Raw genomic sequence first — 12,634 nt, 5'->3', positions numbered from 1 at the left:
TCAAATCTCCCCGTTATTCATCAGGATTTGCAGTTTCACGTCGGAGGGATTGGCCGCCACCGCACGATCGAACGCCTTGATGCTGTCCTTGAAATCGAATGTGCCCGTAATCAGCGGCATCAGGTCCACTTTTCCTGATGCAATGAGGGCCAAGGCGCGATCGAAGATGTTGGCATAGCGGAATACCGTTTCGATCCGGACTTCCTTGGAGATAGCACCGGGCACGTCAAAGGCGACCGGTTCGACCGGCAATCCGACAAGAACCACCGCCCCGCCCGGCCGGACGAGATTGAAAATGCCGTTGAAGGCTTTTGCGCTGCCGCTTGCCTCGAACACCAAATCCGCGCCCCAGCCTGCGGTTTCCCGCTGCAGGACGTCCGCGAAAGATTGATCGGCGATGTTGACCGGCACGATACCCGGATAGCGGCCGGCGATAGCAAGCTTTTCAGCACTGAAATCGGCTATGAACACACGGCTGCAGCCGCCGGCCAGCGCCGCCAGCGCCACCATGATGCCGATCGGCCCGCAGCCGATGACGGCCGCCACATCGCCCGGCGCAATGCGCGCCCGCGCCGCCGCCTGCATGCCGATGGCGAAAGGCTCGACCATTGCACCTTCGGCAAAAGAGACATTGTCCGGCAGCTTGTAGGTGAAGGCTGCCGGATGGACCACATGGGGTGTCAGAATGCCGTGGATCGGCGGCGTCGCCCAGAAGCGAACATCGGGATCGACGTTATAAAGGCCAAGCTTTGACGCCCGCGAAGACAGATCCGGAACGCCCGGTTCCATGCAGACGCGGTCGCCCACAGCCAGATTGCGGACATTGCTGCCGATCTCCACGATCGTGCCGGCCGCCTCATGGCCGAGTACCATAGGCTCGCGCAGGACATAGGGGCCGATCGCACCATGTGTATAATAGTGCACGTCACTGCCGCAGACCCCAACAGTGTGAATGGCGATCTTGACGTCATCAGGACCGACATTCAGTGGAAGATCGATTTCCCGCAGGCTGAGTAAGCCTTTCTGCTCGAGAACCAACGCTTGCATTGTGTATTCCTTTGAATGTTCAGGATGTCTTGCGCTTGAAGGCATTGTTGAGCATGCCGCTGAGAATGCCGATAAAAAGAAGAGGCGGTATCGATAGCAGCACGACGGAGGCATTCAGGATACCCCAGGGCACATCGCGCCCGAGCTGCGTCAGTTCCGAGGCGACGATGGGAAGTGTCTTGGCATCGGACGTGGTCAGCATCAACGCGATCAGGAACTCGTTCCAGACCAGCACGAAACTGAAGGCCACCGCCCCGATCAGGGACCGCGAGGCGATCGGCAGCGCGATCAGGAAAAAGATCGCATAAGGACCGTAGCCATCCACACGCGCGGCTTCCTCCACCTCCTTTGGCACCCTTGCAAAAGCCGGAACGCTGAGCCAGATGACGGTCGCGAGCGTGAGCAACGTATAGGTTATCGTCATCGAAAGGCGCGTGTCGTAAAGCCCGAAATCCAGCCAGATGACCATCAGCGGGATCGCGATCGCGACCGGTGGCAGGAAGCGCAGCGACAGCACGAAGAACTGGATGTCATGCGACCAGCGGTTCGGATAGCGGGCAATGGCATAGGCGGCCGGCAGACCGAGCACCGCACCGATCAGCACCGAGGCACCCGAGATCAGGATCGAGTTGACCAGCCCCTCAAACACGCTCGCCCGGCCGAGCACATAGGCGAAATTATCCAGTGTCGGCGTGAAGAAGAACAACGGCGTCGGCGTGACGATATCGACCCGGTTCTTGAAAGCATTGAGGAGCGTCCAGAAGACGGGGAAAACTGCCGAAAACGCAGCCGCGTACAAGATGATGCGGCCGGCGAAGCGGCCAGGACTGCGGGCACTCATGATTTGACCCTTTTCCAGAGAAAGGTGAATGCCAGCGAAGTCGCGATCATCATCAAAACCGCCATACTGGATGCATAAGAGATGCGGCCGGACTCGATGAAGCCTTGTGAAAAGGCATACATATCCAGTGTTTCCGTCGCGATACCCGGCCCGCCGCGGGTCATCACATAGATCAGGTCGAAGGCGCGCAGGGACTCGATCATCTTGACGAAGGCAAGTGAGATCAGCGGCGCCTTGAGCATCGGGATGGCGACATAGGCATAGATTTCCCAGGTTTTGGCGTGATCAAGCCGTGCCGCCTCGAAGGGTTGCGGTGGCAGCGTTTCCAGGAGTTTCAGCACGATGACGGCAAAAAACAGGCCCCATTGCCAGACATCGACCAAAGCAACGGTGCCAAGCGCAGTCAAAGGGTTAGACAGCAGATCAAGCGGCTGGCCGGTGATCGCCTTGTAGGGATAGGTGATGATCCCGTAGAGCGGATGGAAAGCAAATTTCCACACAAACGCGGCCGAAACACGCGGCAGGATGACCGGGATCAGGAACAGAAAGGAGACGACATTGCGCATGCGCGGCGAGGCGCATTCGAACAAAAGAATGCCGAGACCGATCGCAATGATCAGCGTCATGCCGACCGTGACCGCCTCCCAGGTCAAAGAAACACCAATGGCATTGATGAACCGGCGATCGGAAAACAAGCTTGTGTAATTCGCAAGACCGATGAAGCTGCCATCCGGCCTGCTGAGCTCCCGGTTCTGGAAAGAAATGATCACGGCATAGACCGTCGGCACCAAAGCCAAGACGGCGAGGATCGCTATGGCCGGCGTCAGGAAGACTGCCGGCAGGGTATTTTTCTGTTTCACGAAGCCCCCTTCGAAAAGTCGCAGTGCTTCCCGTTGGTGTAAGGATGCCCGGCAAGGGCTCGCCTTGCCGGGTCAGTGTCAGCGAAGGTCAGCTTACTGGCTGCGGGCGACGAGGTCCTTGGCAAAGCCGTTGAGCTCGTCGAGACCATCCTTGATGTCCGTGCGGGTGCCTGCAATCAGCTCTTCCAGAATGATGCCCCAACGATCGCCGAGATCCGGCCATTGCGGGCTTTGCCAGAAATTGACTGCCGTAACCTTGCCGGTTTCGGCCAGGGCTTCACCGAGGTCCGGACCATAAAACTCGGCGAATTTCGGACTGGTCATGACACTGGTGCGATTGAGTTCGCTGAACTGGTTTGCTTCCAGACGGCGGTTCTCGTTTTCCTTGGAGGTCGCCCAGGCGATGAAGAGGCCGGCGCAGGCCTTTGACGCCTCATCCGCATTGGCTTTGATGCCGATGGCAAGACCGTGGCCGTATCCCCCACCCGTCAGCGGGGTTGGCGGCGGCATGTAACCGACCTTGCCAGCGACCTGGGAGGATTTCGGATCGATCGCCATGCCGACCAGTGGTGTGGATTCGATGATCATCGCCACCTGGCCGGATGTGAAGGCGCCGACGACTTCGTCCCAACCGCCGGTCTGGCTGCCGGGAGCCGAATATTTGAAAAGCTCCAGATAGGTTTCAGTCGCCTTGATAGCGGCCTCGCTGTCGAAGACCGGCGTCTTGCCGTCAAACCAGTTGCCGCCGAAACCCTTGAAGAAGGGCATCCAGCGCCAGACATTGGCACCGGACCCACGCTGGCCGCGCAGCGCCGTGCCATAGATGCCCTTGTCCGGCTGGTTCAGCGTCTTGACGGCTGCAATGTAGGCGTCAAGCGTCTTGGGCGGAGTGATGCCTGCGGCCTCGAGCAGGTCCTTGCGGTACACCATCAGATCGCCGCCACCCGTCAGCGGCGCAAACCAAACCTTGCCGTCATAGGTGGCAACCTTCTGCCGGCCTGGATCGAAATCGGCATAGTCGTACTCGGCCGGATAGTAGTCCATCAATGGCGCGACCCAGCCTGATGATGCAAACAGTGCCACATTGGCTTCATCGATATAGTAGACATTGTACTTGCCGATGGTGGAAGCGTCGGCCTTGCTCTTGGCGCGGCGATCGTTCTCGTTCAGATAATCGATCTCGAAGGATGCGCCGCCGCTGAGCTTTTCGAATTCCGATTTTTGCTCCTCAAGCAAAGTCAGTCCGTCGCGCGGCTGGGCAAGAACCTTGATCGTCCCGGAGCACTCGGCCGCAATCGCGATCGAAGATACCGAGCTGGCAAGAAGGCAAGCGAAGGCAATGCTCGAAATGAGCGTCTTTCCATTGGTCATATGATGAACCTCCCCTAAAGGTCACTGCGATAGCCGCTGGAATCTCCTCAGATCAGGCGGCCGTCTCTCCATAGCGAAGTTTTTCGCTGGCCTGATCCTACGTATCTGGTGTGGGGGGACTAGTGCGCGCCATGCGTCGAATCTATAGTTTAATGCGAAAAAATAGCGACAAATCGCTTTTTACAGGGCAGTTGCAACATAGCTTCATTGCTCTGCACAAAAACCAGCATCAAGCACGCGAAGGGCGGCGCTGTCCCGCGAGCCGCCGGTAGGCGGACGGCGTCATTTTATGATGCAGCAGGAATGTCCGGTTGAAATTGGAGATATTGAGATAACCGACCTCGAAGCAGATTTCGGTAATCGGCATATCGCTCTCCGCCAAAAGTTTGCAGGCCTGCCAGATACGCAGCTTGTTGACATGGTCGGTGAAACTGTTGCCGGTGTTCTTCTTGAAAAACCGGGAGAAAGCCGTCTCACTCATGCCAGCCAGACCTGCCACCTCGGCAAGGTGGATATCGTTGGCGACATTCTCGAAAATATAGATCAACGCGCGCTGCAAAACGTCGAGGGTTTCAGCGTTCAGCTTTGGCGCAAATTCCGGAGACGACAGGATTTCGTATTCCTGCGTGGCGCTTAAAAGCTCAAGCAATTGTACGAACATTGACAGCCGGGCAAAGCCCTTCACCTTTCCCATGCTTTCCACAAGGTTGATACCTTCAGCCAGCGTTTGACCGTAGAACACAAGTCCGCGTTCGGCACGGGCGAAAAAGTCCTCCAACTGTATAAACTCCGGGAGCATGGCCGTGATGTTGCGGAGGCGATCCGGATCGAATTGGATGACGATATCGCGCCCCTCGATGACCTCGCCCGGCGCCGTTGCCGTTACCCAGTCATGCGGCAGATTGCGGCCAATCACAGTCAGATAACCGGGTTGGAATTCACCAATGTAATCTCCGACAAAGGCCATGCCAGACGCATGCCGCAAGAGATGGATCTCGATCTCCGGATGGTAGTTCCAGACATTGCGCTCCCACGGATAGTCATCCACGCGCCAGAGAAAACTCTCCGTGACATCGGTGACGATGTGCTCAAAGGTTGGCAAACTGCCGCTCATCATCGCGGACTTTTCGCCAAGTACAGCCTTTGCAGCCAGATTTCTCCTGTCCTTCAACATGCGATTAGTGCCTGATCTCGCGATGGAAAAAACGTCCAAGCGTTAAACCATCGCCAAACTGCGCGAGTCAAACGGATCTCAACTTGACGCCGTCAGCGTCACGTTGATCGCATAGTCCTGCGCCAGCCGAACCTCGACCCTACCCGGCCCTGGCAGCAGCATCGCGCCGGTCAGTGCTCCTGTGGTAATCACCGTCCCGGCTCGGAGAATGTTGTTGGAGCTCGAGGGATCGTTGGCATAGGCGAGAAGCCAGGCGAGTGGATCGCCTGCGGGATGTTTCGCAGGCTGTGAAAAGAGGGGTGCGCCGTCATGCGTGATATGCGTTTCGGTACCCTCGATCGTATCGAGCAACACTTTCGCTACAACCGGCCCAAGCGCATAACCCCGGTTGCCGATCCTGTCGGCGACATAGAGTGGAAACGAGACCTTCCCGGCGTCCGTGACAGCCGACGAAAGGAGTTCGGCACCGATATGAACATGCGACACCGCCTCGACGATCTCTGTGCGGGAGTACGGCTCCGTACGCGCGGGGAGTTCACGACCGAGCCGGAGCGCCAGTTCCAACTCGAACTTCATACCGGGCAAATACGGCAACTGCGCCTCAAGCTCCGTCTCGACATATGGATACAGCCGGGCCATCACCGCATGCTGGTCAGGCGACATTGCAACTTTCCACGCCGTATCGCTCGCGCCTTCCAGCCTGGCAAGAGCGTGCTGGACTTCCATTGCTTCTGCCAGATTTGACGGCAATACGAAGTTTGCCGTCGGGTTTGATTGCCCGCCGGTTCGCAGGGTGTAAAGGGTATTCGCGAGATCGCCGGTGTTGATCGCGTTTGGCAAGCGGGCCTCCATAAGTGTCAGTCTTGTGTTTCAGACGGCATTGCGATTCCCAGCCGTTCGGCATGGGCTACGAGGCTGTCGATGATGCCAGGGTGAAGCGCAACGCCGTTTTCCAAAGCCGCCCGCTTGCGTGCCAATGCAGCTTCGCCCGGAAGTCTCACCTTGCTGACGCCTGGACGCGGTGGATTGGCGCGGCATGCGTCGGCCAGCCAGCCAGTTTGCTTGAGAAATGCATCTGTGCCGCCAAACGCCGTCGGATCCCATACCTGAACGGTGACTGCAGCATTGGTTCCCTTCGGTGCATCCGCTCTGCCAAAGCCGGCGAGCCCCTGGGTCATCGCTTCCGCGATGAGCGCCATGCCATATCCCTTTTGTCCGTGATCGAGACCGCCCGTTGGCAGAAGCGTGCCGCCTTTTTCAAGAACACGTGGGTCTCGCGAAGGCCGCCCCTCAGCATCCATCAGCCAGTCTTCATCGTATTGCCTGCTCTCGCGGATCAGCCTTTGCGCCATATTGACGGTCGTGATGGAGGCGGAAATGTCGATAAGGATTGGACCATCGGGCGTTGGAATGCCATGAGCGACCGGGTTCGGCGTGTAAAGCCCCTTGAGGCCACCGAAAGGCGCGACCTGGGCACCGGATGGAGAAGAGGATGCGATGGACACGAGCATGCCCTTGGCCGTCGCGATGGGCAGATAGGCCGCCAGCGCGCCAATATGATGGCTATTGCCGATCACGATGGTCGCGGTGCCAAACTGCCCGGCACGTTCGGTGGCAAGCTTGACAGCCTCGGAGGTCAGCCAGGCGCCAGGAAGCCGATTCCCGGCCCAGCAGACAGCCGGGCCACGATCGCTGACAACCTCAAAAGAACCATGCGTCGTCATGATGCCATCGGCAATACTTTGCAGATACCAGCCCGCGAGTGCCAAACCGTGGGTCGAATGACCCATCAGGTCGGCGTCCAGCAGATAGGTCGCAACGGCGGTTGCCTTTTCGGCATCCAGACCAGCGGCAGAAAAGAGAGAGCGGGCAAAATCGAACAGCGTGTCTGAAGCGTAGCGGGGGGTGGTCATCGGGTGAAAACCTCCGGATTGAGAACATGTGCCGGGCGTCGTCCAGCGATGAAGTCCTGGATATCCCTGATCACCATAAGGCCCACATTTTCGAAAGCCTCCAGGCTATCGGCTCCACTATGCGGCGTGAAGACGACGTTCGGAAGCGCAAACAGAGGATGCGATACATCCGGTGGCTCGGTGACGAAAGCGTCAATCGCCGCACCGCGAAGGCGTCCCTCGGACAGGGCGTTGGCGAGAGCGTCGTTATCAACAACTTCGCCACGGGCGAGATTAAGAAGGCAGGCTCCCGGCTTCATCAGTCCCAGCTTTTCCGCGTCGATCAAGGCCGTATTGCCGGTGCCGCCGAAAACATGGAGCGATACATAGTCGGAACGCGCTAACAATTGCTCCAATTCAAGGATCTCTATTCCATGCTCGGCGACAAAGGCGCGGTCAGGGTAGAGATCGGTGGCGACAACAGCCATATTGAGCGCGATCGCCTTTTTTGCCAGCAACTTGCCGATATTGCCCAGACCCACGATCCCCAGAACCTTGCCGGAGATTTCCGTTCCGGGCTGGCGATCCCAGCCGCCGGAAACCACGCTCATATGCCCGGATGCAATATTGCGCGCCATCGCAAACATCATTCCGACGGCAAGTTCCGCAACGGCATTGGAGTTGGCGCCCGGCGTGTTCGTGACCGGATAGCCTTTTGCCGTGCAGGCTGGAATATCAATGTTATCGGTTCCCACGCCATGTTTTAAAACGGCTCGAAGCTTGGGCGCGTGTGCGATCGTTGCCGCGTTGACTGGCAGCAGACCGGGGACTAGAAAATCGGCATTTTCAATGTGCTTCGACAGGCCGCCGTCAGGAACTTCGTTGTCCGTGCAGCGGATGATGGTCCAGCCGGTTTCCTCCAAAAGCTCGCGCACCCGGCCGTGGCGGCCGAAGCCAGGCGACGTCGTCGCAATCACGATACTCATGCAGACTTTCCCGGAAGAAGGTCGTATTTCTGCAGGATTGCGGCGATCTTCTGATCCTGCTCGGCACTCGGCAGCAGCGCAGGCTGGCGGCTCGCGCCAACGGACGCGTCCTGCAGGTAAAGCGAGCGCTTCACCATCGCGGGCGCAAAGCCGAGCGCATAGAGGTCCGTGCGGAAGGCGGTATAGATCGCCTGCTGGCGCTCGGCCTCAGCAAGGTCACCCGCATCGAATGCCTTGAGAATATCGGCCAGGACATGTGGAAGCGCGTTTCCAAGACCGGAAATGCAGCCTGCGGCGCCATTTTGTAGCGACCACAGCACGAGATGATCGGGGCCCGAATAGACGTCGAAGCCGGGGGTTTCCTTCGAGACCTGCAGATAAGCCGCCAACGTTTCCTGAGCGCCACCCGAATCCTTGATACCAGCAATATTGCCGTGCAGCGCAAGCTTGGCCGCGGTTTCCGGCTCGATGTGGTTCTGCGTCCGCGCCGGGATGTCGTAGAGATAGGTCGGCGTCGTGACACTGTCGGCCACGGCGGAAAAATGCCGGATCAGACTGTCCTGCGTGCAGGCGATGAAGAACGGGGTGATGACCGCAATGCCATCGACGCCGATTCGGTCGAACGCTTTGGCCAGTTGGATCGTCTCGAATGTCGCCGGCATGCCGGCATTCACGATGACCTTCGCCTGGCCTGCAACCTCATCGACGACCTCTTCGGTCAGACGAATCTTCTCCGCATGCGTCAGCGCCGTGAAATCACCGTTGGTGCCGGCGCACATGATGTTGTTGCCGGCGGCCACCTGCCGGCGAACCTGACGGCGGGTCGCCTCATAATTGATCGTCTCATCTTCGTTGAAACAGGTCACGAGGGCGACAAAAGCGTTCTTGGTCATTCATTCAACTCCAGTTTCCGCTTCGAAAGCGGTGATCAAGCATGTTCCATCCGGGCAGCGCGTCGGGCGGCCTGGACATCGGGATCGGGATCTAGCCCGGCAGCAAGGAGGGCGCGGGTATAGTCTTCGCGCGGTGCGCCAAATACCGTCTGCACCGTGCCGAGTTCGACGACTTCGCCCTTGCGCATAACCATGACATGGTCGGCGAAGTCGCGGACCACGGGCAGGTCGTGGGCGATGAAGATGAAGGCGATGCCCATTTCTGCGCGCAGCTTGTCGAGAAGCGCAATGACCTGCGCTTGCACCGAAACGTCGAGCGCTGACACGGCCTCGTCGCATATGATAAGCTGCGGCTCGAGCGCGAGAGCGCGGGCGATAGCGATACGCTGACGCTGGCCGCCGGAGAACTGATGCGGATAGCGTCCCATATGTTCGGGACCGAGACCCACCTGAACGAGAAGCTCTGTGACGCGACCCCGCCACTTCGATTTGGGCAGAATGTCGGGATGGATCACCCAAGCTTCGGAAATCAGCTGATAGACTGTCATGCGCGGGTTGAGGGACTGGGTTGGGTCCTGAAAGACCATCTGCAGATCGCGCCTCAACTTATAAAGTTCGCCGGGCGGCAGGGTGAACAGATCCCTGCCCTTCCAATGCGCGCTGCCGCTATCGGGTTCGTCAAGTCTCAAAAGGATGCGGGCGAGCGTGGATTTACCTGAACCGCTCTCGCCGACGACAGCCATCGTCTCGCCCGGCATAAGATCGAAGGAAACACCCTTGAGTGCTTGGAAAGCTCCATAGGTCTTGCGCACGTCACGGACCGAAAGAACCGGCTCCTTGCGTACCGTCGCGGCATGCATGGCGCCTTTACCGGGAGCGGCGGCGATCAGCTTCTTCGTGTAGGGATGTTGAGGATTCTTATAGACCGCACTGACCGTACCGGCCTCCACCAGCACGCCCTTCTCCATGACGACGACCCGGTCCGCTATCTCTGCAACGACACCCAGATCATGCGTGATGATCAGCACGCCCATGCCGGTTTCCTCCTGCAACTCCTCAAGGAGAGCAAGAACCTCGGCCTGAACCGTCACATCGAGCGCCGTCGTCGGTTCGTCGGCAATCAAAAGGTCCGGTTTCAGAGCGAGCGCCATGGCGATCATGACGCGCTGACGTTGACCGCCGGAAAATTCGTGCGGATATTTGTCCAGCGCATGCTCCGCGTCCGGAATGCCGACGCGCGAGACAAGGCGAAGCGCTTCGGCGTGAGCTTGCGCCTTACCAGAGCCATGGGTGATCAATGCCTCACGGATCTGCCAGCCAACGGTATAGACAGGGTTCAGATGGCTGAGCGGATCTTGAAAGATCATCGCGATACGGCGGCCATTCACCTGGCGGCGCGCCTGTTCTGACATCGTCAGGAGATCGACGCCATCCAGCAGGATTTCGCCGGAACTGATGCGGCCGGGCGGCATGTCGATCAGGTTCATGATCGCAGCCGAGGACACCGACTTGCCGGAACCGCTCTCGCCGAGAATAGCCAGCGTTTCGCCGCGGTCGAGATGGTAGGAAATGTCGCGAACCGCTTTTACCACGCCGGTTGCCGTAAAGAATTCAACGGAGAGGTTCCGGACTTCGAGGAGATGCTCAGCCATTCTTGCGTCCCTTCATTTCAAGGCGCCAGCGCTGTACGGGATCGAGCGCGATACGCAGCCAGTTGGACAAAAGATTGAGCGACATGGTGGTGAAGATGATGGCGAGACCTGGCCAGAAGGACAACCACCAGGCATTGGTGAGATACTGGCGGCCCTGCGAGATCATCAAACCCCAGGTGATTTCCGGCGGTTGAATACCGATGCCGAGGAAGGACAACGCACTTTCCGCTAGCATGACATAGGCGAAATCAAGTGTCGCAAGCGTCGTCAGTGTCGGCAGGACCACCGGAAGAATATGGCGGAATAGGATGCGCTTGTTGGAGGCACCCATCACACGGGCGGCTTGAACGAACATCCGCTCCCGGATTTCCAGCACCTCTGCCCGCGTCGTGCGCAGATAGACGGGAATACGGGTAATCGACAGCACCAGCATCAGATTGAGGATCGACGATCCGAGAATGTATAGGACGATGACAGCGATCAACAGCGACGGGAACGACATGATGACGTCAGCAATTCGCATGATTACCTGGTTGACACGCTGCGATGAGAAGCCAGCGATCAATCCAAGAACCGTGCCGGCAATGGCCGAGAGCAGCACCGCGCCGGCGGCCACCATCAGTGTGTTCTGAGTGGCGACGATGATGCGGGCAAACAGTGGCCGTCCCAAGGCATCCGCGCCCATCCACCACACCCAGCCGCGTTGCCAATCGAAGGGGGCGGCATTGCGGCCGCGCAGGTTCTGCTTGGTCGCAAGGTCACCGATCCAGCTCGGACCGATAATGGCAAGCACGATGATCAGCAGCAGGAAGATGGCAGCGCACAGCGCGAACTTGTCGGCAAGCAGCATGCGCAACATCCGCTTGGCGAAATGCGGTTCCGTTGAGATGGCCGTATCTGAGGTCTGAAGGGTCATGATAGGCTCCTCAATGCCGGATGCGCGGATCGAGCAGCGCGTAGGCAATATCGATCAGTACATTCATGAGGAAGATTGCCAGTGCCGTGACGAGGATGGCGGCGAGCACGACATTGAAGTCCCGTTGCAGGATGGAGTCGATCATCAACTTGCCGACGCCCGGAAAACCGAAAATCGTTTCGACAATGACGGCGCCATTCAACAAACCGGCGGCCTGGTCACCGATGACGGTAATGACGGGCAGCATAGCATTGCGAAGCGCGTGCACGAAAATGATGGGTGCGGATTTGACGCCCTTGGCGCGCGCCGTTTTCACATAGGCTGAAGAGAGCGCTCCGATCATCGAGCCTCGCACCACCTGGACGATAATGCCGAACGGCCGGATGAAAAGGACCGAGATCGGCAGGATCCAGTGCAACAGTGACCCTGTCCCGGAGGTCGGCAACCAGGCGAGATTGACGGAAAACACCACGATCGCAACGATGGCCAGCCAGAAATCGGGAACGGACGCACCCACAAGCGAAATCAGTGACGAGAAACGGTCGAAGAAGCCACCGGCACGGAACGCGGCAAGGGAGCCGACGACGATTGCAGAACCGGTCACCAGAGACATGGTGATCAGCGCAAGCCAAAGCGTCCAGGTGAAGGCTTCAAGCACGATATCCAGCGCCGGGCGCGCCTTGCGCAACGATTCTCCGAAATCGCCGGTCACGACGTCACCGACATAACGGCCAAACTGCTCCAAAAGAGGATCATTCAGGCCATGAAGTTCGCGAAACTGCTGCTTCATCTCCGCAGACGCCTCAACCGGCAGAAACAGAGCAGCCGGATCGCCTGTCAGGCGCGAGAGGAAGAAGACCATGACGAGCAGTCCGACAAGAGAGATCAGACTGGCCACAGCACGTTGTCGAATAAATCTCAGCATGGCATCCTCAAGGGGATCTGGGCGGCGGATTAGGTCCGCCACCTCGATTGCTGTTGTGCACGACGAGAATAGCCCGC

At 58.6% G+C, this 12,634-nt stretch carries 12 protein-coding genes; all 12 read right to left on the bottom strand.

Annotated elements, in window-relative coordinates:
* The gene (locus tag PYR65_RS23275) at positions 1 to 1,047 is read right to left on the bottom strand and encodes an NAD(P)-dependent alcohol dehydrogenase (RefSeq protein WP_276121779.1); all 1,047 of its coding nucleotides are present in this window, start codon (positions 1,045 to 1,047) and stop codon (positions 1 to 3) included.
* 19 nt (positions 1,048 to 1,066) lie between these two features.
* A complete protein-coding gene (locus PYR65_RS23270) occupies positions 1,067 to 1,888 on the bottom strand; it encodes a carbohydrate ABC transporter permease (RefSeq protein ID WP_276121778.1) in 822 nt (273 codons plus the stop codon).
* Positions 1,885 to 2,748 (bottom strand): carbohydrate ABC transporter permease, encoded by an 864-nt coding sequence (locus tag PYR65_RS23265; RefSeq protein WP_276121777.1) that lies wholly within the window; start codon positions 2,746 to 2,748, stop codon positions 1,885 to 1,887. The genes PYR65_RS23270 and PYR65_RS23265 overlap by 4 nt, the downstream gene beginning before the upstream one ends.
* Positions 2,749 to 2,841: 93 nt before the next feature.
* On the bottom strand, positions 2,842 to 4,119 hold the full coding sequence (locus tag PYR65_RS23260) for an ABC transporter substrate-binding protein (protein WP_276121776.1): 1,278 nt from the start codon (positions 4,117 to 4,119) through the stop codon (positions 2,842 to 2,844).
* 229 nt (positions 4,120 to 4,348) lie between these two features.
* Entirely contained in the window at positions 4,349 to 5,293 is a 945-nt protein-coding gene (locus tag PYR65_RS23255; protein WP_276121775.1) for an AraC family transcriptional regulator, read from the bottom strand.
* 78 nt (positions 5,294 to 5,371) lie between these two features.
* Positions 5,372 to 6,133, bottom strand: coding sequence for a 2-keto-4-pentenoate hydratase (locus PYR65_RS23250; protein ID WP_276121774.1), 762 nt, complete (start codon positions 6,131 to 6,133; stop codon positions 5,372 to 5,374).
* 17 nt (positions 6,134 to 6,150) lie between these two features.
* A complete protein-coding gene (locus PYR65_RS23245; protein WP_276121773.1) occupies positions 6,151 to 7,206 on the bottom strand; it encodes an Ldh family oxidoreductase in 1,056 nt (351 codons plus the stop codon).
* Positions 7,203 to 8,171, bottom strand: a complete 969-nt coding sequence (locus PYR65_RS23240; protein WP_276121772.1) for a phosphoglycerate dehydrogenase — start codon at positions 8,169 to 8,171, stop codon at positions 7,203 to 7,205. Before PYR65_RS23240 ends, PYR65_RS23245 begins: the two co-directional genes overlap by 4 nt.
* Entirely contained in the window at positions 8,168 to 9,064 is an 897-nt protein-coding gene (locus PYR65_RS23235) for a dihydrodipicolinate synthase family protein (protein WP_276121771.1), read from the bottom strand. The genes PYR65_RS23240 and PYR65_RS23235 overlap by 4 nt, the downstream gene beginning before the upstream one ends.
* Before the next feature lie 35 nt (positions 9,065 to 9,099).
* On the bottom strand, positions 9,100 to 10,716 hold the full coding sequence (locus tag PYR65_RS23230; protein ID WP_276121770.1) for an ABC transporter ATP-binding protein: 1,617 nt from the start codon (positions 10,714 to 10,716) through the stop codon (positions 9,100 to 9,102).
* A complete protein-coding gene (locus PYR65_RS23225) occupies positions 10,709 to 11,632 on the bottom strand; it encodes an ABC transporter permease (protein ID WP_276121769.1) in 924 nt (307 codons plus the stop codon). The genes PYR65_RS23230 and PYR65_RS23225 overlap by 8 nt, the downstream gene beginning before the upstream one ends.
* Positions 11,633 to 11,642: 10 nt before the next feature.
* Positions 11,643 to 12,557: an ABC transporter permease gene (locus PYR65_RS23220; RefSeq protein ID WP_276121768.1), complete on the bottom strand. Its 915-nt coding sequence runs from the start codon at positions 12,555 to 12,557 to the stop codon at positions 11,643 to 11,645.
* Positions 12,558 to 12,634 lie beyond the last annotated feature (77 nt).

This window comes from Pararhizobium qamdonense (assembly GCF_029277445.1).
Lineage (GTDB): Bacteria > Pseudomonadota > Alphaproteobacteria > Rhizobiales > Rhizobiaceae > Pararhizobium > Pararhizobium qamdonense.
This window is presented reverse-complemented; position numbering and strand designations above follow the sequence as displayed.

Bases quoted from the DNA above. Each gene is read 5' to 3' on its own strand.
- PYR65_RS23275 (WP_276121779.1), bottom strand. From the start codon at position 1,047: ATGCAAGCGTTGGTTCTCGAGCAGAAAGGCTTACTCAGCCTGCGGGAA.
- PYR65_RS23270 (WP_276121778.1), bottom strand. From the start codon at position 1,888: ATGAGTGCCCGCAGTCCTGGCCGCTTCGCCGGCCGCATCATCTTGTAC.
- PYR65_RS23260 (WP_276121776.1), bottom strand. From the start codon at position 4,119: ATGACCAATGGAAAGACGCTCATTTCGAGCATTGCCTTCGCTTGCCTT.
- PYR65_RS23255 (WP_276121775.1), bottom strand. From the start codon at position 5,293: ATGTTGAAGGACAGGAGAAATCTGGCTGCAAAGGCTGTACTTGGCGAA.
- PYR65_RS23245 (WP_276121773.1), bottom strand. From the start codon at position 7,206: ATGACCACCCCCCGCTACGCTTCAGACACGCTGTTCGATTTTGCCCGC.
- PYR65_RS23240 (WP_276121772.1), bottom strand. From the start codon at position 8,171: ATGAGTATCGTGATTGCGACGACGTCGCCTGGCTTCGGCCGCCACGGC.
- PYR65_RS23235 (WP_276121771.1), bottom strand. From the start codon at position 9,064: ATGACCAAGAACGCTTTTGTCGCCCTCGTGACCTGTTTCAACGAAGAT.
- PYR65_RS23230 (WP_276121770.1), bottom strand. From the start codon at position 10,716: ATGGCTGAGCATCTCCTCGAAGTCCGGAACCTCTCCGTTGAATTCTTT.
- PYR65_RS23225 (WP_276121769.1), bottom strand. From the start codon at position 11,632: ATGACCCTTCAGACCTCAGATACGGCCATCTCAACGGAACCGCATTTC.
- PYR65_RS23220 (WP_276121768.1), bottom strand. From the start codon at position 12,557: ATGCTGAGATTTATTCGACAACGTGCTGTGGCCAGTCTGATCTCTCTT.